The sequence below is a fragment of the Streptomyces sp. PT12 genome, from assembly GCF_003311645.1.
Taxonomy (GTDB): Bacteria; Actinomycetota; Actinomycetes; order Streptomycetales; family Streptomycetaceae; genus Streptomyces.
Window position 1 is genome coordinate 27,944 of sequence record NZ_QEST01000142.1, and the last position, 23,350, is coordinate 51,293.

At 72.5% G+C, this 23,350-nt stretch carries 19 protein-coding genes; 9 read left to right on the forward strand and 10 right to left on the reverse strand.

Features of this window, described 5'->3' with window-relative positions; translation table 11 throughout:
* Positions 1–17: 17 nt before the first annotated feature.
* The 3 genes from DEH69_RS16420 to DEH69_RS16430 are packed head-to-tail and all read left to right on the forward strand — an operon-like array spanning position 18 to position 3,264.
* Positions 18–1,265 (forward strand): extracellular solute-binding protein, encoded by a 1,248-nt coding sequence (locus DEH69_RS16420; protein WP_113687737.1) that lies wholly within the window; start codon positions 18–20, stop codon positions 1,263–1,265.
* Positions 1,262–2,344 carry a carbohydrate ABC transporter permease gene (locus DEH69_RS16425; protein WP_258534713.1) on the forward strand — a complete coding sequence of 361 codons (1,083 nt, stop codon included), beginning with the start codon at positions 1,262–1,264 and terminating at the stop codon, positions 2,342–2,344. The genes DEH69_RS16420 and DEH69_RS16425 overlap by 4 nt, the downstream gene beginning before the upstream one ends.
* Positions 2,341–3,264: a carbohydrate ABC transporter permease gene (locus DEH69_RS16430; RefSeq protein ID WP_113687738.1), complete on the forward strand. Its 924-nt coding sequence runs from the start codon at positions 2,341–2,343 to the stop codon at positions 3,262–3,264. The genes DEH69_RS16425 and DEH69_RS16430 overlap by 4 nt, the downstream gene beginning before the upstream one ends.
* A gap of 51 nt (positions 3,265–3,315) precedes the next feature.
* Here the strand turns inward: DEH69_RS16430 and DEH69_RS16435 are convergent, their stop codons facing one another.
* Positions 3,316–3,684, reverse strand: a complete 369-nt coding sequence (locus tag DEH69_RS16435) for a hypothetical protein (protein WP_113687739.1) — start codon at positions 3,682–3,684, stop codon at positions 3,316–3,318.
* Positions 3,685–3,976: 292 nt separating this feature from the next.
* Here DEH69_RS16435 and DEH69_RS16440 point away from each other — a divergent pair, with 292 nt between their 5' ends.
* On the forward strand, positions 3,977–4,570 hold the full coding sequence (locus DEH69_RS16440; RefSeq protein ID WP_113687740.1) for a lytic polysaccharide monooxygenase: 594 nt from the start codon (positions 3,977–3,979) through the stop codon (positions 4,568–4,570).
* Between the two features lie 130 nt (positions 4,571–4,700).
* On the opposite strand, the gene DEH69_RS16445 is transcribed toward DEH69_RS16440, so the two are convergent.
* From DEH69_RS16445 to DEH69_RS32100, 3 genes are all read right to left on the reverse strand, one after another.
* The gene (locus DEH69_RS16445) at positions 4,701–5,297 is read right to left on the reverse strand and encodes a DoxX family membrane protein (protein ID WP_113687741.1); all 597 of its coding nucleotides are present in this window, start codon (positions 5,295–5,297) and stop codon (positions 4,701–4,703) included.
* The gene (locus tag DEH69_RS16450) at positions 5,294–7,201 is read right to left on the reverse strand and encodes a glycoside hydrolase family 9 protein (protein ID WP_258534714.1); all 1,908 of its coding nucleotides are present in this window, start codon (positions 7,199–7,201) and stop codon (positions 5,294–5,296) included. Before DEH69_RS16450 ends, DEH69_RS16445 begins: the two co-directional genes overlap by 4 nt.
* A gap of 673 nt (positions 7,202–7,874) precedes the next feature.
* On the reverse strand, positions 7,875–8,087 hold the full coding sequence (locus tag DEH69_RS32100) for a hypothetical protein (protein WP_113687743.1): 213 nt from the start codon (positions 8,085–8,087) through the stop codon (positions 7,875–7,877).
* A 755-nt stretch (positions 8,088–8,842) separates the two neighbouring features.
* On the opposite strand from DEH69_RS32100, the gene DEH69_RS16460 reads away from it, so the two are divergent.
* On the forward strand, positions 8,843–10,612 hold the full coding sequence (locus DEH69_RS16460) for an ABC transporter ATP-binding protein (RefSeq protein WP_113687744.1): 1,770 nt from the start codon (positions 8,843–8,845) through the stop codon (positions 10,610–10,612).
* Positions 10,609–12,390: an ABC transporter ATP-binding protein gene (locus DEH69_RS16465; RefSeq protein WP_113687745.1), complete on the forward strand. Its 1,782-nt coding sequence runs from the start codon at positions 10,609–10,611 to the stop codon at positions 12,388–12,390. The genes DEH69_RS16460 and DEH69_RS16465 overlap by 4 nt, the downstream gene beginning before the upstream one ends.
* Positions 12,391–12,427: 37 nt before the next feature.
* Here DEH69_RS16465 and DEH69_RS16470 read toward each other — a convergent pair whose 3' ends face one another.
* The gene (locus DEH69_RS16470) at positions 12,428–13,216 is read right to left on the reverse strand and encodes a metal-dependent hydrolase (protein ID WP_113687746.1); all 789 of its coding nucleotides are present in this window, start codon (positions 13,214–13,216) and stop codon (positions 12,428–12,430) included.
* A 120-nt stretch (positions 13,217–13,336) separates the two neighbouring features.
* Here DEH69_RS16470 and DEH69_RS16475 point away from each other — a divergent pair, with 120 nt between their 5' ends.
* Positions 13,337–15,850, forward strand: coding sequence for an RNA helicase (locus tag DEH69_RS16475; RefSeq protein WP_113687747.1), 2,514 nt, complete (start codon positions 13,337–13,339; stop codon positions 15,848–15,850).
* On the opposite strand, the gene DEH69_RS16480 is transcribed toward DEH69_RS16475, so the two are convergent.
* The 5 genes from DEH69_RS16480 to DEH69_RS16495 all read right to left on the reverse strand — a co-directional run bounded on the left by DEH69_RS16480 (position 15,822) and on the right by DEH69_RS16495 (position 18,827).
* Positions 15,822–16,610 carry a DUF6397 family protein gene (locus DEH69_RS16480; protein ID WP_113687748.1) on the reverse strand — a complete coding sequence of 263 codons (789 nt, stop codon included), beginning with the start codon at positions 16,608–16,610 and terminating at the stop codon, positions 15,822–15,824. The two genes, DEH69_RS16475 and DEH69_RS16480, sit on opposite strands and share 29 nt — an antisense overlap.
* The gene (locus DEH69_RS31025) at positions 16,588–16,770 is read right to left on the reverse strand and encodes a hypothetical protein (RefSeq protein ID WP_147255627.1); all 183 of its coding nucleotides are present in this window, start codon (positions 16,768–16,770) and stop codon (positions 16,588–16,590) included. Before DEH69_RS31025 ends, DEH69_RS16480 begins: the two co-directional genes overlap by 23 nt.
* A 62-nt stretch (positions 16,771–16,832) precedes the next feature.
* Positions 16,833–17,225: a roadblock/LC7 domain-containing protein gene (locus DEH69_RS16485; protein ID WP_113687749.1), complete on the reverse strand. Its 393-nt coding sequence runs from the start codon at positions 17,223–17,225 to the stop codon at positions 16,833–16,835.
* Positions 17,226–17,389: 164 nt separating this feature from the next.
* On the reverse strand, positions 17,390–17,572 hold the full coding sequence (locus DEH69_RS16490) for a hypothetical protein (RefSeq protein WP_113687750.1): 183 nt from the start codon (positions 17,570–17,572) through the stop codon (positions 17,390–17,392).
* 190 nt (positions 17,573–17,762) lie between these two features.
* A complete protein-coding gene (locus DEH69_RS16495; RefSeq protein ID WP_113687751.1) occupies positions 17,763–18,827 on the reverse strand; it encodes an acyl-CoA desaturase in 1,065 nt (354 codons plus the stop codon).
* A 218-nt stretch (positions 18,828–19,045) separates the two neighbouring features.
* Between DEH69_RS16495 and DEH69_RS16500 the strand changes: the two genes are divergently transcribed.
* Together DEH69_RS16500 and DEH69_RS16505 are read left to right on the forward strand one after the other, a co-directional pair.
* Complete coding sequence (locus DEH69_RS16500) at positions 19,046–22,009, forward strand: DEAD/DEAH box helicase (RefSeq protein ID WP_113687752.1); 2,964 nt, start codon at positions 19,046–19,048, stop codon at positions 22,007–22,009.
* Positions 22,006–23,349, forward strand: coding sequence for an SWF or SNF family helicase (locus tag DEH69_RS16505; protein WP_113687753.1), 1,344 nt, complete (start codon positions 22,006–22,008; stop codon positions 23,347–23,349). Before DEH69_RS16500 ends, DEH69_RS16505 begins: the two co-directional genes overlap by 4 nt.
* Position 23,350: the final 1 nt, after the last annotated feature.

The window sequence follows — 23,350 nt, forward strand, 5'->3', positions numbered from 1 at the left end:
TGGAGGAACGACATCCCATGCACACCAGGAGAACGCTGAGCGCCACCGCGTGTGGCATAGCCATGCTGGCCGCCACGGCCTGCTCCTCCAGCTTCGGTGAGGACGAGGACACCGCGCAGGAGGACACCGAGGGCAGTCAGAGCCTCACCGTCCTGATCGCCACCTCGGGCGAGGCCGAGACGGGCGCCGTCGAGGCCGCCGCCGCGGCCTACGAGGAGGAGTCGGGCAACACGGTCACCGTCGAGGTGGCCCAGGACATGAACCAGCAGCTCGGCCAGGCGCTCGCGGGCGGCAACCCGCCCGACGTCTTCTACGTGGACTCGAGCCAGTTCGCCAACTACGCCCAGGGCGGCTCGCTCCACCCCTATGGCGAGCGGATATCCGACGTGGAGGACTTCTCGCCGACGCTTCGCCAGTCGTTCACGCACGAAGGGGAGCTGGTGTGCGTGCCGAAGGACACCTCGTCGCTCGCCCTCGTCATCAACACGGCGCTGTGGCAGGAGGCCGGGCTCACCGACGCGGACTACCCCACCACATGGGAGCAGCTGTCATCCGTCGCGGCCGAGCTGACCCAGGGCGATGTCACGGGCCTGGTGACCAGCAACGAATACCAGCGGCTCGGGGCGTTCATGAAGCAGGCGGGCGGCTGGGTCACCAACGCGGACCAGACCGAGGTGACGGCCGACTCCGACGAGAACGCCGAGGCCCTGGACTTCGTGCGGGGCATGCTCAACGACGGCTCGCTCACGTACGCCTCCGACGTGGACGCGGGCTGGGCCGGTGAGGCGTTCGGCGAGGGCCGGGCCGCCATGACGATCGAGGGCAGCTGGCTGGCGGGCGGCATGGAGGCCGACTACCCGGACGTCGAGTACGCGGTCGTGCCGCTGCCCGAGGGGCCCGCGGGCCCCGGCACCCTGGCGTTCACCAACTGCTGGGGCGTCGCCCAGGAGAGCCCGCGGCGCGACACGGCCGTGGAGCTCGTGGAGTTCCTGACGCGGGCGGAGCAGCAGATCGCGATGGGTGACGCGTTCGGCGCGATCCCGTCCCGGCAGAGCGCGGCCGACGAGTACCTCGCCGACCACCCCGAGGACGAGGCGTGGGGCGCCAGCGGCGAGTGGGTCCAAGGGCCCGTCACGCTGCGGGGCTTCGACCGGGTGCTCGCGCAGTTCAACACGGACCTCGAGTCCCTGCGCACCGCCGACCCGCGCGACATGCTGTCCGACCTCCAGCGCTACGGCGAGGCCGCGCTCGAGGAGAACCAGTGATCCCGACGGCGGCTCTCCGCCGGTCCCCGCGCGGCGCCGTGCCGCGCGGGGACCGGCGGGCCCTGTGGGGCTGGCTCTTCGTCAGCCCCGCCACCCTGGTGCTCGGGCTGTTCCTGCTGCTGCCGATCCTGATGGCGCTGTGGGTCAGCCTGCTCGAGTGGGACGGCCAGTCGAACCCGTTCACCGGGGGCCGGGCCGACTTCGTCGGCCTGGACAACTACCGGGAGCTGTTCACCGAGGACGGCCTCGACCGGACGCTGTTCGCCACGTCGCTGCGCAACAACGCCTACTTCGTGCTGATCTACGTCCCGGTGGCGACCGCGCTGTCCCTCGGCCTCGCGCTCATCGTCAACCAGCGCCTGATACGCGGCCGTGGGCTGCTGCGCACCACGTTCTACTTCCCGTCGGTGACCAGCGCGATCGCCGTCTCGACGGTGTTCCTCTTCCTCTTCCAGGGCAGCGGCGCCGTCAACAGCCTGCTGTCGTGGGTCGGGGTCGAGGGGCCCAACTGGTTCGCCGACGCCCGCGGGGTGGTGTGGGTCGTCCTCGGGGCGCTCGGCGTGGTCGATCCGGACCGGCCGAGCGGGTTCCTGGCGGAGCAGGGCTTTCTCGGGCTGACGTGGTTCGAGTGGCTCTCCGGCCCCTCGGTGGCGATGTGCACGCTGCTGTTCCTGCTGATCTGGACCAGCTCCGGAACGTTCATGCTGATCTTCCTGGCCGCGCTCCAGAACGTGCCGCAGGAGCTGGAGGAGGCCGCGGCGCTCGACGGCGTGAGCCGCCGCGAGCTGCTGTGGCACGTCATCCTGCCCGCGCTGCGCCCGGTGCTCTTCCTGGTGCTCACCCTGGCGCTGATCGGCAGCTGGCAGGTGTTCGACATGGTCTACATCATGGGTCAGGGCGCCCCTGGCAACACGACGCTCACGCCCGCGTACCTCTCCTATCAGTCCGGCTTCGGGGAGGCCGACTACGGCCAGGGCGCGGCGATCGCTTTTGTGCTGTTCGGGATCATCCTGGTCTGCACCGGGGTGCAGCGCTGGCTGCTGCGCGAGCGGAACGCGCGCTTCGGGAGGACGCGATGACGACGACCGCCCCCACCCGGCGCGAGTCGCGCGCCCAGGAGCGCGCCCGGCGCGGCTCCCCCGCGGTCGGCCGCTTCCCCGCGCCGTGGCGCCTGCTCGGGTACACGCTCGTGGGCTGCCTCGCGCTGCTGTACATCCTGCCGTTCGTGCTCCAGGCCGTGACCAGCTTCAAGACGGACCCGGACGCGGCGGCGAACCCGCTGAGCCTGTGGCCTTCGCCGCCGAGCACGGCCGCCTACGAGCGGCTGTTCGGGCTGAGCGAGTCGGGCGACAGCGTGCCGTTCATGCGCTGGCTCGGGAACTCGGCCCTGGTCACCGTGCTGGTCACCACGGGCCGCGTGGTGTTCGACTCGCTGGCGGGCTACGCGCTCGCGCGGCTGCCGTTCCGCGGACGACGAGCGCTCTTCGTGCTGCTGCTCGCCATCATGGCGGTGCCCAACGTGGTGCTGCTGATCCCGAGGTTTCTGGTGCTCAACACCTTCGGGATGTTCGACACCTACGCGGGGATGGTGATACCGCTGCTGGTGGACGCGGCGGGGATCTTCATCATGAAGCAGTTCTTCGAGTCGATCCCGCGGGAGGTCGAGGAGGCCGCCAGGATCGACGGGGCCGGGGTCCTGCGAACCTACTGGTCGGTGGTGCTGCCGATGGCACGGCCCGCGTTGATCACCCTGACGATCATGTCGTTCCAGGGGTCGTGGAACGAGTTCACGCACTTCCTCGTGTCCACGCAGTCGAGCCAGTACGAGACGCTGACCACCGGTCTCGCGCGGTTCGTCGCCGGTGGTCTTGGCAGCGGTACGCAGTATCCGCTCAAGCTGGCCGCCGCGGCGCTCGCCACCATCCCGGTCGCCGTGCTGTTCTTCGTCTTCCAGCGGCACTTCGTGCGCGGGGCAAACGCGGGGTCCGTCAAGGAGTGAGGGATCGCGCCGTCGCCCTCAGGTCGCCCTCAGGTCGCCCTCAGGTCGCCCTCAGGCGGCGGCGCCCCCTGACTCGATCAGGCGCAGCAGCTCGCCGGCCGCGCGCTCGACATCCTCGGGGTGTCCCGGGCCGGGGCGCAGAAAGCGCCCCGAGCGGTCGCCCCACCGGGGCGACACGTTGTACCTGGTGCCGTCGATCCGCAGGGCGAGCGTCTTGCCGCCCGTGAACCGCACCCTCGACGCCTCGACCCGGCTCAGGGGCGCGCCGGCGATCCGCCGGCGGTCCGAGCCCCGCAGGGTCACATGGCCGTGGGCCACGGTCACATAGCCGTGCTGCGCGATGGGGCGGACGCCCTTGCCGATGTGCACCTCGTCGAAGATCCGCTCGCGCGTCGCCGTCTCCCGTTCCATGGTGTCCATGCCTCGCTCCTCGGCTCGCTCGTGGGTGTCCTTGCGTCGGTCTGGCGTCGGTCTGGCGTCGGTCTGGCGTCGATCTGGCGTCGATCTGGTCGTCGATCCGTCTTCCGCGATGCGGATCTGACGGGTACCCAGATGTGCCGAGTGAAACCAAGGGCCGGGAGAGACCCGGGAGATATCGATTACCCGGACGTTCATTGGTCTGGACATGACTTTTCACGGGCAGTACCGTCGCATTTGGTCTAGACCGCAGCGGCAACGGAGCGCTATCCCCCACAACCTTCCGGAGAGAAGCATGCGCACAAGGATCTCAGCCGCCCTCATAGGCGCGGGACTGATGGCCGTCACGGTGCTCGGCACCAGTGGGACGGCCAACGCCCACGGATACACCACGACGGCCCAGAGCCGTCAGAGCCACTGTGCCGAGGGCACGGTCACCGACTGCGGCGGCATCCAGTGGGAGCCGCAGAGCGTCGAGGGGCCCAAGGGCTTCCCCGCCGCCGGACCCGCCGACGGCTCGATCTGCGCCGGCGGCAACTCGCGGTTCTCCCCGCTGGACGACCCGCGCGGCGGCGCCTGGCCCGCCACACAGCTCAGCGGCGGCCAGCAGTACACCTTCACCTGGAACATCACGGCCCGCCACAGCACCACGGACTTCCGCTACTACATCACCAACGACAGCTACGACCCGAACGAACCCCTGCGGCGCTCGCACCTGGAGTCGCAGCCGTTCCTGACCGTGTCGAAGAACGGCGCGCAGCCGGACGCCACCGAGAGCCACACGGGCACCATCCCCAGCGGCAAGTCGGGCAAGCACCTGATCCTGGCCGTATGGGACGTCGCCGACACGGGCAACGCGTTCTACGCCTGCTCGGACGTGCAGTTCTGACGGCCCGGCAGCCCGTGCGCGCCTGACGCACGACACGACACCCCGCGAGGACGCGGGCGGCATTGAGAGCGGGTGCGCGGGGAGGCCATCACCCACCCCCCGCGCACCCGCGGTCATGCGGTGCCCCGGATCACCGGAGCCAGGGGAAGCGGCGCACCAGCGGCAGCCGTTCCCAGGCGCGGCCCAGGCCCCAGACGCGCCCGGCCGAGCAGGCCGCCGCGACGATCATGGCGACGGCGTAGACGACGTGGTGGTCCACCACGGGGTTGGCCGACATCGTGGGCGTGCCGTCCGACAGGTGCTTGGCGGGCGGGAACTCCCCGGCCCACAGGAACACCATCATCAGCGTCCCCGCCACGGCCGTCACCCGTAGGCCGATGCCCGCGACCAGGGCCAGGCCGAGGCCCAGCATCCCCGCCATGTACATCCAGTCCACCCACACGTCCCCGGCCCACGCGTTGTACGTGGACTCCATCGGGCCACCGGCGACGCTGCCGAGGTAACCCGCCGCGGGCTGGCCGCCGTTGATCCAGGCGTTCTCCGATGACGTGGCGTAGCCGAAGCCGAACGCCTTGTCGAGGAAGGCCCACAGGAAGACGATCCCCGTGGCGATGCGCAGCGCGGCGAGCGCCCTGTCCGCCGGGGTGGGCCCCGACCCCGTGACCGAGCCGGCCTTCGGGGTGCCGGGACGCGCTCCGGCCGTCAGCGAAGATTCCTGAGCGGTCATGACTGCGCTCCCTCCGAGGTGGCGATCGGGTTGTCGGCGACGGCCCCGGGCTCGGTGCCCCAGATGAGCGCGCCGTTGTCGTACAGGGTGATGTGATCGGCGTCGGCGAGCGCGTCGCCGATGCCCTGGTGGGACCAGTCGTTCGCCGGGTCCCAGCCCGCGCCGCCGTCCAGGCGGAACTGCACCTCCGCGCGGTGCTGGGACTGGCCGCCCGGGTCGATGAGCCGTCCCGAGCAGTCGAGCTCGGCGTAGTAGAGGTCGCCGGACGCCTGGTGCACGCCCGCGGTCGCCTCGGGGCACTCGGTGTAGTGGGTGGTCACCTCGATCGAGGACGGGTCGACGCCCGGGTCGAGGGTGAACCAGTAGCGTAGGGTCGCCCCGTCCAGCGCCCGCGCCGGCCACGCGGAGCGGTTGCGGATGATCGACCTGATCTCGGTGAAGGTGGCGCCCGTCGCGTTGCGCGCGCCCTCGACGGACATCTCCGCGCCGTCCGGCTCCTCCTCGGGCGGGAAGTCGGCGAGCGGCGTTCCGCCGCGGCGGGCCGTCAGATGGGCCAGCGCGCCGGAGAACGCGGCGTTGTAGTCGGTGGCCACCTCGTTGGCCACATAGTCCTGGCGGCTGTCGGTGTACTGGTCGTTCGCCGAGCCGGGGCCGCCGACGAGCGCGCCGTAGAGCACGTGCCGGGTCTCGACCGGCTCGGTGAGCTGGTCGGTCCATGAGCCGTGCGCGGTGCGGTGGTGGGGGTTCTGCGGGGGGTTCTCGCCGAAGCCGACCACGTAGCTGGACGAGCGGGGGTTGTCGCCGAGGGCGTAGTCGATCTGCCGCTCGCCGAACTCCCGGTAGCGCCGCGCCGCTTCCGGGTCGGTCGCCTCGAGCCAGTCCGCGTAGACCAGGGCGACGAACGACGTGTTGGCCGCGTAGCGCAGCGAGCCCCACGTGTCCAGGACCGCCTGGCCGCCGGGCGAGTAGGGCACACGCTGGCCGTCCACGCCCGTGGTCCAGTAGTCGAGCCAGCGGGCCGCGTCGGCCATGTAGACGGGGTCGCCGGTCTCCATCGCGAGCAGCGCGTAGGCGCCGTACTGCTTGTTGTCCCACGCGATCGTCCAGCGGTAGCTGCGCGTGCTGGTCCCCGGCTCGGTGCCGAGGAGCTGGTATTCGGCCTCGGCCTTCTCCAGGTAGGCGGCGTCGCCCGTGGCCTTGTAGAGCCAGTAGGCGCCCCAGACCAGCTCGTCCTGGTGACCCGACCACGAGCGGTAGAAGTCGCCCGCCGGGACGCAGTCCGAGTAGTCGCCGCGGTGGGTGTCGGCGAACGCGTACAGCTCCTCCGCGTGCCGCACCAGCGTGGCCGCGTAGTCCGGGTCGTCCTCGGCGAACAGCAGCGAGGAGGACGCCATGGCGGCGGCCGTCTCGCCCGCGACATCGGACCCGGGGCAGTCGGCGTCCACGCGGTGGGCGGGGCGCTCCATCCGCATGACCTCGGCCGGGCCCCACCAGCGGTGGTCCTCGTGGCCGTCGCCGACCTGCGCGTAGAGGACGTCGGGCTCGGGGTGGGCGCGGATGAAGTAGTCGTTCACCCAGCGGAGGTTGTCCCTCAGGTGCTCCCACTGACCCGCGCGCTCATAGCCCTCGCGGGCGGCGAGGCCGCCCCAGGCGAGCATCGTCGCGGAGGCGGCCATCGGCAGGCCGAACTTCACGTGGTCGCCCGCGTCGTACCAGCCCCCGGTGAGGTCGAGGCCGACATCCGCGCCGTCGTCGAGGGCGGAGTCGCCGCGCCAGGAGACGCGGTTGTCGTCGGGCAGGGCGCCTGAGCGCTGCGCCTCGTAGAAGAACATCGACTTCTGGAGCGCCTCGGCGTAGTTGAACGCGGGCTCCCGGACCGGTTCCCGCGCCGGTGCCTGTGCCAAAGACTGTGCCGGTGCCTGTGCCTGTGCCTGTGTCGATGCCTGTGCTTGCGTCGGTGCGGCGGCGTGCGCGCCGCTGACCGTGAGGGGGACCAGTAACGCGCCCGTGACCGCGGCCGTGGCGAGCCCCGACACGAGGACCCGCGGCCGACGGCGAGGACGCGTTCGTCTGCCTGTTCTCGGCGGTGGTGGTTGTGCGGTGGGTGACATTCGAGAGGCCCTTCTCGATGGGTGTCGACCACGTGGAAACCGCCGCCGGGTGGTGACTGTCGGGGGCCACCCCGGATGGGTGGTCGACAGTCGAACTGGGAGCGCTCCCACCCGGCGGCGGCAGCCTACATGGTCCGGACTTGCCATGCCCTCGTCAATACCCGAACGCTTCCCACCTCAAAGGCGGACCATTCGAAAACGCCACACCCGCCCCGGATGACTTCACGACCCGTCGGCACGGTCATCCGGGGCGGGGTCCGCTTCACCCCTGTTCGTCCCTTACAGCGGCGTCGCGGGCGGCACCCGCTCACCCACCGGACACCCCCTCCCGCAGGGGGTCCGGAGCGGCTCGCACCATCGGCGGGCGGCGGGGGTCGCGTTCGTTCGACGAGTCCTGGCGACCAGGTCCTGTCCCGGCGGTCTTCGAAGACCGCCAGGGCAGGACCTGACGGCGAGCGCCGTCAGGTCACAGACCCGTTCCCCGGCTGCGCCGGTTGAACGCGCTGAGGTCGTTGACTTCCTGAATCCACTCGCGGAGCAGCGGACGGCGATCCTCGCCGCGCCGATCGGCCGGCCCGGCCGTCGACTCTGTCGGCTCCTGCTCGTCCGGCCCCGCCCGGCCGTCACATCCGGGCGACAGCCCACCGCGCCAGGCGACCTGGCACGCGGTGGTCAACACGTGGGGGGGTGGCATCTTCGCGGCCCTTCTCGATCCTTGTCGTCGGTACGAGAACCACCGCCGGGCGGAAGCGTCGCCCCGCGCGACCAATGGGAGCGCTCCCACCCGACGGTAATGACCCTCATAGTGGAAGGGCGTCACCGTCCCGTCAACACCCGGCGCATTCCTTTTTCAAACGGGGAAACCCCCGCGTGCCTCCCCAACGCCCCACCGGGCGCAGGGAAGTGAACGGGAACGGCGCCATCGGTGCCGGTCAACGCCCCTCCCGGCTTCGTTGGTTGAACTCCGGGCTCGCCTAAGGACGCGGACGCCCGCGCCGGGCGCCGCCGGCGGCGTTGCGGAGCCTGATCCCCGCCTCGCGACGGGGGCCCCGGCGGATCGCCGACGGGTCGTGCGGGCACGGGCGGGCCCGACGGATAAACGTTTTCCATGGCGATGACGGCATGCGGCCTGAACTCGTCGCTGTCCTGGCCCTCCGGCAGGCGCGGCACCCCTCCCGGTCGTGGACGCATGCCGCCGTGGCCACCGGACGGCGCTCCCCACCCTTCCCCGAAACGCTCGGCCACGCATCACTTTTCGGACACGCGTGCGTCCGCGGGGCAGGGGGCGCGATGACCGGCCGCGGGGCAGGTCAGAAGGGTTGCGAGAGATGACGCGTTCTGTTCGGATGGGGGGAAAACCCGTTGAAATTCGGCATGGACGACCCCGACTCTTGGCAGGTTGTCCGCCTTCTCCCGCACTGACTCTGGGATGTCATGCAGATTCGCGACCTTCCGTATCCCGACCCCGGCGACCCCGACGTACGGTCCGGATTCCGCTTCCTCCTCTGGCTCTTCCGCCAGCAGCTCGGTGGCCAGCTCAAGGCCATGGGCTGGGGCACCCTGCACATGGCGGCCATCGCGGGGCTGCCGGTCACCATGGGCCTGGCCATCCAGGCCGCCGTGGACGGCTCGGGCGGCCGTCTCGCCCTGACGGGGCTGTTCATGCTGATCATCACGGTCGTCATGGCCTTCGCCGACACGATGCTGCACCGCGTCGCGGTGACCAACTGGATCACCGCGGCCGCCCGCGTCCAGCAGCTCCTCGCCCGCCGCACGGCCGAGCTCGGCGGGGTGCTGACCCGCCAGGTGGCCGCGGGCGAGGTCGTCAAGGTCTCGACCGGGGACGTGGAGAAGATCGGCTGGTTCGTCGAGACGTTCTCCCGTTTCGCCGCGGGGGTGATCGTGGCGCTCGCCGTCTGCACGGGCCTGATCGTCTTCGAACCCGGGCTCGGGCTCCTGGTGCTCGGCGGCGTGGCCGCCGTGGTGCTGAGCGTCTGGCCCCTGCTACCCGCCGCCACCCGGCGCGCCGACCGCGAGCGCGCGAGGTCGGGGCGGGCCACCGAGCTGGCGTCCGACACGGTGGCCGGGCTGCGGGTGCTGCGGGGCATCGGCGGCGAGGAGCTGTTCCTCGACCGCTACCGGCGCGCCTCGCAGGAGGTGCGCGCGGCCTCCGTGCACAACGCCCGCATGTGGTCGCTGATCGACGCGCTCCAGGTGGTGATGCCGGGGCTGCTGATGATCGCGATCGTCTGGCAGGGCACCCGGCTGGCGCTCGACGGGAACATCACCGCGGGCGAGTTGGTCACCGTGTACGGCGCGGTGACCTTTCTGCTGTTCCCGCTGCGGCTCTTCCAGGAGACGGCCATGGCGTTCACCTTCTCTCGGCCCTCGGCCAAGCGGGCGGTGCGGGTGCTCGGGCTGCGCAGGGAGTGGCCCGGCGGGGCGGTGACGGCGCTCGACGCGCCGTTGACCGGCGACCTGCGCGACCCGGCCACGGGGCTGCACGCGGTCAGGGGGCTGCTGACCGCGGTGGTGTGCGGCGACCCGAACCTCGCCGAGCGGCTGGCCGAGCGCCTTGGCGGCCACCCGCCGAGCGGGGAGGGGCAGCCTTCGGCCCAGCTCGGCGGTGTTCCGCTGAACGAGGTGCCGCTGGCCGCCGCCAGGACGGCCGTTCTGGTGCAGGACAAGGACCCGGTGCTGCTCTCGGGGACGTTGGATGAGCTGCTGGCCGTTCCGTCCACCGGGCGGGTGTCGCCGGGCGAGGCGCTGCGCACGGCGCAGTGTCATGACGTGCTCACGGCGCTGGCGCAGGCGTCGACGGACGGCAGCGGCGACCCGATGCGGACCCGGATCACCGAGCGGGGGCGTTCGCTCTCCGGTGGGCAGCGGCAACGGCTCGCGCTGGCCAGGTCCCTGATCACCGACCCCGAGGTGCTGGTGCTCGACGAGCCGACATCGGCCGTGGACTCGCACACCGAGGCCCGGATCGCCGCGGGCCTCGGCGCGCTGCGGGCCGGGCGGACCACGGTGGTGTTCACCTCGAGCCCGCTGCTGCTCGACATGGCGGACCAGGTGGCCTTCGTGCAGGAGGGCACCGTGGTCGCCACCGCTCCCCATCGGGAGCTGCTGCGCACCGTCCCCGGCTACCGGGCCGTCATCACCCGGGAGCCCGAACCCGCCTATCTGGCCGAGGAGACCGCATGATCGGCGTCAGGCCGCCGGAGTACGACCCGGCGTCCACGGAGCACGCGACCACCCTGCCGGTGGCCGGGCGTGAGACCGTGCGCACCTATGCGCGGGAGCTGCTGAGGCGGCACCGGCGCGGCTTCACGACGCTCATGGTGATCAACGCCGTGGCGGTGGGCGCCTCGATGGTGGGCCCCTATCTGCTGGGCGGCGTGGTCCAGGACCTCGCCGACGGGGAGCGGGATCTGGACATCGGCCGCACGATAGCCCTGTTCGCCGCGGCGCTCGTGGTGCAGGCGTTCTTCGTGCGGATGGTGCGGCTGCGCGGGGCCGTGCTCGGCGAGCGGATGCTGGCCGATCTGCGGGAGGACTTCCTGGTCCGCTCGGTGGGCCTGCCGCCCGGCGTGCTGGAACGGGCCGGGACGGGCGACCTGCTGGCCCGGGTCAACACGGATGTGGACCGGCTGGCCAAGGCGATGCGCGAGGCCGTGCCGCAGATGTCCATCGCCGTGGTGTGGGCGGGGCTGCTGCTCGGCGGGATCGTGGTGACGGCGCCCGCGCTCGGCCTCGCCGTGCTGATCGCCATGCCGCCGATGTACGTCGTCTGCCGCTGGTACTTCAAGCGGGCGGGTGCCGGATACCGGTCGGAGGCGGCGGGCTACGCGGCGGTGGCCGCGGCGCTCGCGGAGACGGTGGACGCCGGGCGGACGATCGAGGCGCACCGGCTCGAGGGGCAGCGGGTCAGGCTCTCGGACCGGCGGGTGAAGGAGTGGACGGCCTGGGAGCGGTACACACTGTGGCTGCGGTCGGTCCTGATCCCGGCCATCAACGTCTACCACGCGGTCATCCTCAGCGGCGTGCTGCTGATCGGCGGCTCGTTCGTCCTCCAGGGGTGGATGACGGTGGGCCAGCTGACCACGGGGGCGCTGCTGTCCCAGATGCTGGTCGAGCCGGTCGGGATGATCCTGCGGTGGCTGGACGAGCTCCAGGTGGCCCAGGTGTCGCTGGCGCGTCTTGTGGGCGTGCGGGAGGTCGAGGACGACGCGGGGGACGCGTCGCTGTCGCCCGATGGCCGCGAGCTGACGGCCGAGCAGGTGTGCTTCGGCTACATGGCGGGCAGGGACGTGCTGCACGAGGTCTCCCTCGATGTGGCGCCCGGCACGCGGATGGCGTTGGTCGGGCCCTCGGGCGCGGGCAAGTCGACCCTGGGGCGGCTGCTTGCGGGGATCTACGCCCCGCGCACCGGCGAGGTGACGCTGGGCGGGGCGCGGCTCGCGGGGATGACGGCGGAGCGGGTCAGGGAGCAGGTGGCGCTGGTGAACCAGGAGCATCACGTGTTCGTCGGGCCGCTGCGCGACAACCTCCTGCTGGCCTCGCCGGGTGCCACCGACGCTGAGCTGTGGGCGGCGCTCGCGGCGGTCGACGCGGACGAGTGGGCGCGTGATCTGCCGGACGGTCTCGACAGCGAGGTGGGCTCAGGGGCGCTGAGCGTGTCCCCGGCGCAGGCCCAGCAGATCGCGCTGGCCCGGCTCGTGCTCGCCGATCCCCACACGCTGGTGCTCGACGAGGCGACATCGCTGCTCGACCCGCGGGCGGCCCGTCACCTGGAGCGCTCCCTGGCGCGGGTGCTCGAGGGCAGGACGGTGATCGCCATTGCCCACCGGCTGCACACGGCGCACGACGCGGATGTGATCGCGGTGGTCGAGGACGGGCGCATCAGCGAGCTGGGCAGCCATGACGAGCTGGTGGCGGCAGACGGCGCCTACGCGGCGCTGTGGCGCTCCTGGCACGGCTGACGCCGCCGCCCGCCACCGGCTCGGCCGGGCGGCGTGGTCAGGCCGCGAGGACGACGGCCCCCACGCCGCTGGCCGCGCCTATCAGCATGAAGGCGGGCATCAGCACCCTGCTCTCCACCCAGGCCCCGGCGCGGAAGCGCATGAACCGGGGCGGCCCGGCCGGGTACCAGCGGCGGCCCGCTATCGAGAGGGGCCAGAACATCGGGCAGCCGGAGACCGTGATGGAGTCGCCGAGCGTGTGGACGATCGACCCCAGCACGATGGGCAGCCCGATCCACAGATAGGGCTCGCCGTCGAACAGCCAGTCCGAGCCGTTCCCGGGCTGGTCAAGAACCTCGGCCAGCAGCCAGGCGCTGGTGGCGCCGAGCATCCACACCAGGACGTCGCTCGAGACCCTAGCCATGCGCCACAGCAGGCCCTCCACGGCGAGCACCATGTGGATGAACAGCGTCACCAGGACCGCCCAACGGCCCCAGGCGACCGCGGCGAAGGAGAACCCCGCGCCCAGCAGGACGGCCCATATCCAGGTGTGGGTCAGGGTGCGGTGCCCGCCGGTGCGGCGCCGGTCCCGCCGCCCGCGGGTGGCGTTGTAGACCGTCTCGGAGAGCTTGTCGATGACCCCGGCCAGCATCTTCGAGATCGGCCCGAACGCCCGGGAGATCGTGGCCGACTTGTGATCAAGATCCGGGGCGAGCGCCGCCCCGGCGCAGATCAGCGCGCCCGCGAGGAGCACCTGCCACGGCATGGGGCGATCCAGCGCGGCGGCGGCCGCCCCCACACCCAACCAGGCCATCGCTCCGGACAGTGAGTGCGCCGGTCCCATCATGGCTCCGCCCCGTTCTCGCAACGCTGTTGAGTCTCCGTCGGCCGCACAGCGTAGCCTCAAGCGATCTTCGGATGTCGGGGTGGTTCCCGTGGAGGAGGTGGTAGCGGGCAGTATGGAGCGGTGACCCTCATCGATCAGATGCCGACGGACAGCGACCCCGATGCCCTTTTCGACGCCTTCGCGTCGTGGGCGGCCGAGCGGGGGATCTCCCTGTATCCCGCTCAGGAGGAGGCGCTGATCGAGGTGGTCTCGGGCGCGAACGTCATCCTGTCCACGCCCACGGGCTCGGGCAAGTCGCTGGTGGCGGCGGGCGCGCACTTCGCCGCGCTGGCCCGGGACGAGGTGACGTTCTACACGGCGCCGATCAAGGCCCTGGTCTCCGAGAAGTTCTTCGATCTGTGCAAGCTGTTCGGCACGGAGAACGTCGGGATGCTCACCGGTGACGCGTCCGTCAACGCGGACGCCCCCGTGATCTGCTGCACGGCCGAGGTGCTGGCGTCGATCGCGCTGCGAGACGGCGCGCAGGCGGACATCGGCCAGGTGGTGATGGATGAGTTCCACTTCTATGCGGAGCCGGACCGGGGCTGGGCGTGGCAGATCCCGCTGCTCGAGCTGCCGCAGGCGCAGTTCGTCCTCATGTCCGCGACGCTGGGCGATGTGACGCGCTTCGAGGAGGATCTGACGCGTCGCACGGGGCGGCCGACGACGGTGGTGCGCTCCGCCACCCGCCCGGTGCCGCTGAGCTACGAGTACCGTGCGACGGCGCTGACGGAGACGCTGACGGAGCTGCTGGAGACCCATCAATCGCCGGTGTATATCGTGCACTTCACGCAGGCGCAGGCGGTCGAGCGGGCGCAGGCGCTGATGAGCATCAACATGTGCACGCGGCAGGAGAAGGACGAGATCGCCGCTCTCATCGGGAACTTCCGCTTCACCACGCGCTTCGGCCGGAACCTCAGCCGCTATGTCAGGCATGGCATCGGGGTGCACCACGCGGGGATGCTCCCGAAATACCGGCGGCTGGTGGAGAAGCTGGCGCAGGCCGGGCTGCTGAAGGTGATCTGCGGCACCGACACCCTGGGCGTGGGCGTCAACGTGCCCATCAGGACCGTGCTGTTCACCGCGCTCACCAAGTATGACGGGAGCCGGGTGCGGGTGCTGCGCGCTCGGGAGTTCCACCAGATCGCGGGGCGGGCGGGACGGGCGGGCTTCGACACGTCGGGGTTTGTCGTGGCACAGGCGCCTGACCATGTGGTGGAGAACGAGAAGGCGCTGGCGAAGGCCGGTGACGATCCGAAGAAGCGGCGGAAGGTGGTGCGCAAGAAACCTCCTGAGGGCTTTGTCAACTGGGGCGAGGAGACCTTCCAGCGGCTCATCGCCGCCGAGCCCGAGCAGCTGACGTCGCGCTTCCGCGTGACGCACACGATGCTGCTGTCCATCATCGCCCGCCCGGGCAACGCCTTCGACGCGATGCGGCGGCTGCTTGAGGACAACCACGAGCCACGCAGGCAGCAGCTGCGCCACATCAGGCGGGCCATCGCCATCTACCGCTCGCTGCTGGACGGCGGCATCGTCGAGCGCCTCGACGAGCCGGACGGCCAGGGCCGCATCGTGCGGCTGACGGTCGACCTCCAGGCGGACTTCGCCCTCAACCAGCCGCTTTCGACGTTCGCCCTCGCGGCGTTCGAGCTGCTCGACCCCGCCTCCCCTTCCTATGCGCTCGACATGGTCTCGGTGGTGGAGTCCACGCTCGACGACCCGCGGCAGATCCTGGCCGCCCAGCAGAACAAGGCGCGTGGCGAGGCCGTCGCCGCGATGAAGGCGGAGGGCGTGGAGTACGAGGAGCGGATGGAGCGGCTGATGGACATCAGCCACCCCCGTCCGCTGGACGAGCTGCTGTTCCATGCGTTCGGCGTCTACCGCAAGAGCCATCCCTGGGTGGGTGATCATCCTCTCTCCCCCAAGTCGGTGGTCCGTGACATGTACGAGCGGGCGATGACGTTCTCGGAGTTCGTCTCGTACTACGAACTGGCGCGTACCGAGGGCATCGTGCTGCGCTATCTGGCGGGCGCCTACAAGGCGTTGGAGCACACGGTGCCGGAGGATCTCAAGTCGGAGGACTTCCAGGACATCACCGCCTGGCTGGGGGAGCTGGTCCGCCAGGTGGACTCCAGCCTGCTCGACGAGTGGGAGCAGCTGGCGAACCCGGAGACGGAGGACGCCACCGAGGCACAGGACCGCGCCGATCAGGTGCGGCCGGTGACGGCCAACGCGCGCGCCTTCAGGGTGCTGGTGCGCAATGCGCTCTTCCGCCGGGTGGAGCTGGCCGCCCTCGACCGGGTCGACGAGCTGGGCGAGCTCGACGGCGAGTCCGGCTGGGACGCCGACGCCTGGGCGGAGGCGATGGATGCCTACTGGCAGGAGTACGACGAGCTGGGCACGGGGCCCGACGCGCGCGGCCCGCGGCTCCTCACGATCGAGGAGCGCCCGGAGGACGGCCTGTGGCGGGTGCGGCAGACCTTCGCCGATCCCGCGGGCGACCACGACTGGGGCATCTCGGCCGAGGTCGACCTGACCGCGTCCGACGCGGAGGGCCGGGCGGTGCTCAAGGTCGTCGACGTCGGTCAGCTGTGAGGCTGGGCGCTCGCTCCTGGCGCGCCTCGGCCAGGGCGGCGCGCAGCCGCGTGCGATAGGGGCGGGCCTCCTCGGGGTCGCTCGCGGTGAGCAGCGCGCCGACGACATCGGCGTGCTCGGCGGCCAGCGGCGGGTCGATCAGTGGTGGGCGGAGGCGGCATAGCAGGGCGCGCTCGCCGGGGTCGGGGACGTCGAACGCCAGGGTGGGTGGCTCAAGGACGGCGGCGAAGGCGGCCGCCCGCTGCCAGGCCGTCGTGGCCTGCCGAACGAGCTGTGCGGTGCGGCGGTGCCGCCAGCGGCGTGGGCGGGCGTCCCTCCCGGCCGCCAGGGCGCGGCGCATCTCCTCGGGGACGGGCCCGCTGAGCAGCGCGGGGGACTCCCGGGCGAAGGTCTTCAACTCGGCCGCCACATACCGCCAGACGATCACCCGGTGGTGATTCAGCCGGACGTCGACCGGGCTGAAGCAGCCGCACCGGGCCAGCCGGGCGAGGCGGCCCGGCGCGATGCCCATCAGGCGGGCGCCCGCCGTCGCGTTCACCAGGAGGGAGCGCTCCCTGAGGGCGGCGGGGAAGCCGTCGTCGGAGCGGAGCCTGTCGAGCTCGGAGCGCGGCACCTGGCGGCGCCAGGGAATGCGAGAGCCCACCGTGGCCACCTGGCCGAGCCGGACGGCGGCGTCCAGCTCGGCGGGGCGCAGGCCCAGCTCCTGGGCCGCCCGGCGGACGGCGACGGACCCGCCCTCACGCCGGGCGGTCGCGGTCACGGTCGCCGTGGCCAAAGTCGCGGTCCTCGTCGCGGTCCTCGTCGCGGTCCTCGTCGCGGTCCTCGTCGCGGTCATGGTGTGCGATGCGTGCGATGCGTGCGATGCGGACATGGGATCCTCCCGAAGCAGCTCCGATCACTGTCAGTAACCAGAGTGCCACGAGAGCCCACCCACGGCAACCCTCCGTAGCCAACTTTCACGGAGAGTGCTCGCGAGGGGCGGTCAGGGGAGGTCCCTGGCCGCCAGTCCCATGTGCTCGCCCACCTTGTTCACCAGGAGGGTCATCTCATAGCCGACCTGGCCGATGTCCGCGTCGGCGCCGGCCAGCACGCACAGACAGCTGCCGTCCCCCGCGGCCGTGACAAAGAGGACGCCGTCGTCGAACTCGATCATGGTCTGCCGGACGTCCCCGGCCTTGAAGTGCTCCCCGACCCCCTTGGCAAGGCTGTGCAGCCCCGAGGCGACAGCGGCCAGGTGCTCGGCGCTGCTGCGCTTGAGCCCTCGACTCACCGACGTGACCAATCCGTCGCTCGACAGCAGCAGAACGTGCCGCACACGCGGCAGCCGTTGCGCCAGATCGTCCAGCAGCCAGTCAAGCGTGGTGCTCAGTGCCATCCCCAGCTCCCCCTTCTCGTAAGGCGACTGCTGTGTCAGCCTTCCCCAGGAAGAGGCTGTGGGCAACCACCTGTGCGGTACCGCTATCCGGAAGGGACCGTACCGTTTCATCCGGTGAGCTCAGCCACCGGGTCGAGCATGAGGGCGCGGGGCCCTGAGGGAAGTCAGCGGCCGAGCTCCTTGCGCCCGACCCGTCGCAGCCGCCTTCGCTGGGCGGGGTCGAGCAGGAGATAGGCCGCCGCCGGGACGCCGAGCATCACCAGGGCCGCGATCCAGAAGCTCGTCAGGATCCACAGCACCAGGCCAACGGCCACCCCGCCGACGGCGATCTTCGCACCACGGGACATTGTCGACACCTCCTCCGGAAGGGCGGCAGGGGCGCCGCCCGATGAGTGAACGTCCTCCCCCGCGATTCCGTTCCGTGGTGAATCGTCCCGGCGGATCCCCGCCACGGACCGCCGGCCCGGCCCCCTGTTCACTCCCGACGCCGCCCCGACGACGCCCCGACGACGCCCCCCCCCGCCGCGCGCCTCAGTCCTACCGCAGCGGCTCGCCCACGTCGTGCATGTGGCGCAGCGCCTGGCGGTAGGAGTCGATGAGCCCGGTCTCGGCGTAGGACAGGCCGTTCTCCTGGCAGTAGCGCTGGACGGTGGGCCGGGCCAGCCGCAGGTTCGGGCGCGGCATGTTGGGGAAGAGGTGGTGCTCGATCTGGTAGTTGAGCCCGCCCATCATCCAGTCGGTGACGAGGCCGCCGCGGACGTTGCGCGACGTGAGGACCTGGCGCCGCAGGTGGCCCCAGCGCTGCTCGGCGTCCGGGTCGGGCATCTCCATGCCCTTGTGGTTGGGCGCGAAGACGCAGCCGAGGTGCAGCCCGAAGAGCATGTGGTGGATCAGCGCGAACAGCACGGCCTTGCCGGGCGACATGGCGACGGCGAGCAGCGTGATGTACGCGACGAGGTTCACGGCGAGCAGCGTGATCTCCGTGGCGCGGGCGCGACCCTGGCGCTCCCAGCCCTCGCGGGAGAAGACCATGCGGAAGCTGGCGACCTTCAGCGCGAAGCCCTCCAGGAGCAGCAGCGGGAAGAACAGCCACGCCTGGTTGCGGGTGAGCCAGCGGTTGATGCCCTCGCGCTTCTCGGCCTGCATCTGCGTCCAGACCAGGACGCCCTCGCCGACGTCGGGGTCCTTGTCGACGTGGTTGGGGTTGGCGTGGTGCCGGTTGTGCTTGTCGTTCCACCAGGCGGAACTCATGCCGAGCAGAAGATTGCCGTGCCACAGGCCGAGCAGGCGGTTCGTGCGCCGCGTCGAGGCGATCTGGGAGTGGCCTGCGTCGTGGCCGAAGAACGCGGTGCGCGTCGAGAACAGCGCCAGCGGAACAGCCAGCAGGAGGTTCCACCACGAGTCGCCGACCAGCAGGATCCCGACCACGAGCGCGGCGAGCACCACGGAGTTGAGCGCGATACCCGCCGTGTACCAGCCAAAGCGCCGGTGAAGGAGGGATTGCCCCTTTATCTCCCGCAGAAGCGGGGAGAATTCGTCCAAGGGCTTGTCCCGTTGACGCGGCGGAGCGGTAACGGCGACATCGGCTGAAGCCTGGGGCATTTTCTCTCCGGGTGGGTCGGTGGATCCGTCCCTTGAAACCTAGACAGCGCGCCCCTGGCGGCGCCATGGCCGCAGCACCCGACTTGGGGGTGTACTCAGCCCCCCTAAAAATATGCCCTTTGGCCCCACTTCCTCACCATCATTTCCGGAACGCCCCCCTCCTGAGGTAGCCTCGGGCGCCGCCCCGGCTAGTCAAGTTTGAGGAGTGCGTCAGAGCCGTGCCCACGAGCCCGAACGCCCCCGCCCGCCTCGCCGCCCTCACCGGCTGCGCCGCGGTCTTCCTCCCGGCCGACCCGCCACGCGCCTCCCGCGTCGCCTTCTGGCGGCCCGACGGCGCACCGCCCGTGCCGGGCGAGGAGCCCAACGAGGAGCTCACCGTCGCGCTCCCCGACCCCGGTGCCCCGGACAGCCCTGGCACCCCGGACGACCCCGACGGCCATCGCGCCCCCGCCCGCCCCGTCGTCACGCGGACCGTGCCCGCCGTCGCCCTCCCCGTGGCCGAGGCGCTGCCCATGCTGACGCGCGCCCGCGCCTCGGGCGCCGACGCCGCCTCGGCCCACTGGGGCGCCGCCGCCGTGCTCGCCCTCCAACTCGCCGCGCGCGGACGGCTCCTGCCGGGGCTCAGCGCGGACGACCACGACGCATGGCGGCTCGGCCCCCTGGACGCCGCCGACGCCGAGCGGCTGCGCGCCCTCGCGGACGCCATGCCCCCGCACGCCAGGGCCGTTCCCCTGCCCGAGCCTGGCGAGGACGGCGGGCCGCTGCTTCCGGCCGCCGAGGCGCTGCTGCGCGCGTTCCTCGACGCCGTCGCCGACGGGCTGCCGCGCTCCCCGGCCGCCGCGCTCGCCGCCGGCGGCCCCGCGTTCGCCGCGAGGGCGCCGCGGCGGCTGCCGCACCAGCGGCCCTGGGCCGAGGCGGTGGCCGCGGGGCACGACGCGGGGGTCAGGGTCTCGCTGCGCGTCGAGGTCGGAGGGCTCGGCGGCCCCGCCCCGGCGTTCCGCGCGGTGGTCCAGCTGCACAGCCTCGGCGACCCCGCCGTCATCGCCGACGCCGCCGACGTGTGGTCGGGCGGCTCGCCAGCGGCGGACGCCTTCGGGCCGCGCGCCCGCGGCGACGCGCTGCTGGCGCTGCGCCGCGCGGCGGCGGCGTGGGAGCCGCTGACGCCCCTGCTCTCCGCCGCCGTCCCCGGCGCGGTCGAGCTGGCCGACGAGGAGATCGGCGAGCTGCTCGGAGCCCGGGCCTCCGGTGCGCTCGACGCGGCGGGCGTCGCGGTGCACTGGCCCAAGGAGCTGGTTCGCGGCCTGAGCGCGCGTGCCGAGGTCGGCGGCGACGAACGGCGGGCGGAACGGCCGGGGTCCGCGCTGCCCCCGCTGCTCTCCCCCGGCGCGCTGCTCGCCTTCAACTGGCGCTTCGCGCTCGGCGGCGCCGAGCTGAGCCGCGCGGACCTCGACCGGATCGCCGAGGCCGGGCGGCCCGTCGTCAGGCTGCGCGACCAGTGGGTCCTGGTGGCGCCCGAGGAGGTGCGCCGCGCCCTCGACCGGCAGGACGGCAAGCTGACGGCGCTCGACGCGCTCGGGGCCGCCCTCACCGGCGCCGCCGAGGTCGGGGGCGAGCGCGTCGAGGTCACCACGACGGGCTGGCTGCGCGCGCTGCGGGACCGGCTGGCCGACCCCGAGGCGCCCGAGCCCGAACCGGTCGCCCAGCCAGCCGCGTTGAACGCCACGCTGCGCGACTACCAGCTGCGCGGCCTCACCTGGCTGCACCGCATGGCCTCCCTTGGCCTCGGCGGCTGCCTCGCGGACGACATGGGCCTGGGCAAGACCATCACCCTGATCGCGCTCCACCTGCACCGGCAGGCCACGCCCGCCACCGCGGGGCCGACGCTCGTGGTCTGCCCCGCCTCGCTGCTCGGCAACTGGCAGCGCGAGATCGGGGCGTTCGCGCCCGGCGCCCCCGTGCGCCGCCACCACGGCGCGGCGCGGGACCTGGCCGGTCTCGCCGATGGCGAGTTCGTGCTGACCACCTACGGAACGATGCGCCGCGACGCCGCCCTGCTGGCCTCGGCGGCCGACTGGGGCCTGGTGGTCGCCGACGAGGCGCAGCACGTGAAGAATCCGTTCTCCGCCACCGCGAGGCAGCTGCGGACCATCCCCGGCAGGGCGCGCGTGGCGCTCACGGGCACCCCCGTCGAGAACAACCTCTCGGAGCTGTGGTCCGTCCTGGACTGGACCACGCCAGGGCTGCTCGGCCGCCTTCCCGACTTCCGCGCGCGCTGGGCCGACGCCGTCGAGGGCGGCACCGACCCCGCGGCGGCCGAGCGGCTGTCCCGGCTGATCCGCCCGTTCCTGCTGCGCCGCCGCAAGTCCGACCCCGGCATCGCGCCCGAGCTGCCGCCCAAGACCGAGACGGACCGGGCGGTCGCGCTCACCGTGGAGCAGGCGGGGCTCTACGAGGCCGTGGTGCGCGAGGGCCTGGCCGCCGTCGCCGAGGCGGACGGGGTCGCGCGCCGCGGGCTGGTGCTCGGGCTCCTCACGTCGCTCAAGCAGGTCTGCAACCACCCGGCGCAGTACCTCAAGGAGGAGCACCCGGCGCCGGGGAAGCGGGGCGTGGAGGGCAAGGGGCCGCGGCTGGGCGGCCGTTCGGGCAAGCTCGAGCTGTTCGACGAGCTGCTCGACGCGATCCTGGCGGAGGGCGCGAGCGTGCTGGTGTTCACGCAGTATGTGCGGATGGCGCGGCTGCTCGAGACGCACCTGGCCGACCGCGGCGTCGCCACGCTGCTGCTGCACGGCGGGACGCCGGTGGCGCGGCGCGACAAGATGGTCAGGGCGTTCTCGGCCGGGGAGGTGCCGGTGTTCCTGCTGTCGCTCAAGGCGGCGGGCACCGGGCTCAACCTCACCCGCGCCGAGCATGTGATCCACTTCGACCGCTGGTGGAACCCCGCGGTCGAGGCCCAGGCGACCGACCGCGCGTATCGCATCGGTCAGGACCGGCCCGTTCAGGTCCATCGGCTAATCGCCGAGGGCACGATCGAGGACCGGATCGCAACGCTTCTTGAGAAGAAGCGTGCCCTCGCCGACGCCGTGCTGGGCTCGGGCGAGTCCGCCTTCACCGAGCTGTCCGACGCCGAGCTGGCCGATCTCGTGACGCTGCGCGGGGCCGAGCGCCTGGGGAGCGAGCGATGAGCGCGACGACCGGCGGGAACGCCCCGGACGAGCTGGTCTTCGAGGCCCTGCCGCCCGCGCGCGGGCGTGGGTTCGCCACCACATGGTGGGGGAGGAGCTGGCTCAAGGCCCTCGAGGACAGCGCGCTCGACGGCGAACGGCTCAGACAGGGCCGCAGGCACGCGAGGGCGGGCGCGGTGGGCGCCGTCTCGGTGCGCCCCGGGCGGCTGACCGCCGTGGTGCGGCACGCGGACGGCACCCGGCTGCGCGCGGATGTGCTGCTGCGGCGCCTTGCGGCCGCCGAGTGGGACCGGCTGCTCGACGGTGCGAGCGCGGAGGCCGGGCACATCGCCGCGCTGCTCGACCGGGAGATGCCGCCGCGGCTCGTGGAGGACGCGGAGCTCGCGGGCGTCGACCTGCTGCCCGGGGTGGGCGACCTCGACCCCGAGTGCGAGTGCGGCGAGTGGGACCACTGCGCGCACACGGCGGCCGTGTGCTACCACGTGGCACGGCTGCTCGACGCCGACCCGTTTCTGCTGCTGCTCCTGCGGGGACGCGGGGAGCGGGAGTTGACCGAGGAGTTGCAACGGCGCAGCGCGGCGCGCGCGGAAGAGGCCCACGCGCCCGCTCGCACACCCGCCCACGCGCCCGCTCGCACGCCCGCGCAGGCACCGGCTGGCGAGCCGGCGGCCGAGGTGTACGGGCGGCGCGCGGCGCCGCCGTTGCCGCCTCCCCCGCCGCTGGTCGCCGAGCCGGGCGCCGGGCCCGCGCTGCGCGGCGGCATCCCGCCCGCGCCCGGACTCGACGTCGAGGCGCTCGAGTTCCTGGTGGCGGACGCCGCGCGGCGGGCCGCGCGGATGCTGGCCGAGGCGCTGGCCCCGCGCCATGCGAGCACGCCGCCGCCCGCGCCGCTGACCGAGGCCGATGACGCGGTCAGGATGGTGGCGACGGGGCGGCCACCGGACGGGATCGCGGCGCGCCTGGCGCGCGCCCGGGGGCGCGGGGCACGGGAGTTCGCGACGGCGGTGCGCGCGTGGGAGGTGGGCGGCAGGGCGGGGCTCGCCGCGCTCGACGAGGAGGCAGCGCCCGCGTCGGCGCGCGCCCTGGCGCAGCTGACCGGCGCCTGGGCGGCCGCCGACGCGCGCCCGGCCCTGCGGGCCAGGGGCAACCGCTGGACGGTCGTGGGCGAGGGGGTGCAGCTGCGCTGCGGGGCGGAAGGGCTGTGGTGGCCGTTCACCAGGGACGGCGGGCGCTGGTGGCCCGCGGGTCCCGGGGAGGCGGACCCCGCCGCGGCCCTGGCCGCGGCGCGGGCGGCAGGGCCGACGGCGGGCCCATCTGATGTTCAGGAGCCGCCGGACTGAC

Excerpts from the sequence above, each read along its gene's own strand:
- DEH69_RS16490 (WP_113687750.1), bottom strand. The coding sequence starts at position 17,572 with ATGTCCCGTGGTGCGAAGATCGCCGTCGGCGGGGTGGCCGTTGGCCTG.
- DEH69_RS16485 (WP_113687749.1), bottom strand. The coding sequence starts at position 17,225 with ATGGCACTGAGCACCACGCTTGACTGGCTGCTGGACGATCTGGCGCAA.
- DEH69_RS16465 (WP_113687745.1), top strand. The coding sequence starts at position 10,609 with ATGATCGGCGTCAGGCCGCCGGAGTACGACCCGGCGTCCACGGAGCAC.
- DEH69_RS16505 (WP_113687753.1), top strand. The coding sequence starts at position 22,006 with ATGAGCGCGACGACCGGCGGGAACGCCCCGGACGAGCTGGTCTTCGAG.
- DEH69_RS16430 (WP_113687738.1), top strand. The coding sequence starts at position 2,341 with ATGACGACGACCGCCCCCACCCGGCGCGAGTCGCGCGCCCAGGAGCGC.
- DEH69_RS16470 (WP_113687746.1), bottom strand. The coding sequence starts at position 13,216 with ATGATGGGACCGGCGCACTCACTGTCCGGAGCGATGGCCTGGTTGGGT.
- DEH69_RS16460 (WP_113687744.1), top strand. The coding sequence starts at position 8,843 with ATGCAGATTCGCGACCTTCCGTATCCCGACCCCGGCGACCCCGACGTA.
- DEH69_RS16420 (WP_113687737.1), top strand. The coding sequence starts at position 18 with ATGCACACCAGGAGAACGCTGAGCGCCACCGCGTGTGGCATAGCCATG.
- DEH69_RS16440 (WP_113687740.1), top strand. The coding sequence starts at position 3,977 with ATGCGCACAAGGATCTCAGCCGCCCTCATAGGCGCGGGACTGATGGCC.
- DEH69_RS16495 (WP_113687751.1), bottom strand. The coding sequence starts at position 18,827 with ATGCCCCAGGCTTCAGCCGATGTCGCCGTTACCGCTCCGCCGCGTCAA.
- DEH69_RS16445 (WP_113687741.1), bottom strand. The coding sequence starts at position 5,297 with ATGACCGCTCAGGAATCTTCGCTGACGGCCGGAGCGCGTCCCGGCACC.
- DEH69_RS16435 (WP_113687739.1), bottom strand. The coding sequence starts at position 3,684 with ATGGACACCATGGAACGGGAGACGGCGACGCGCGAGCGGATCTTCGAC.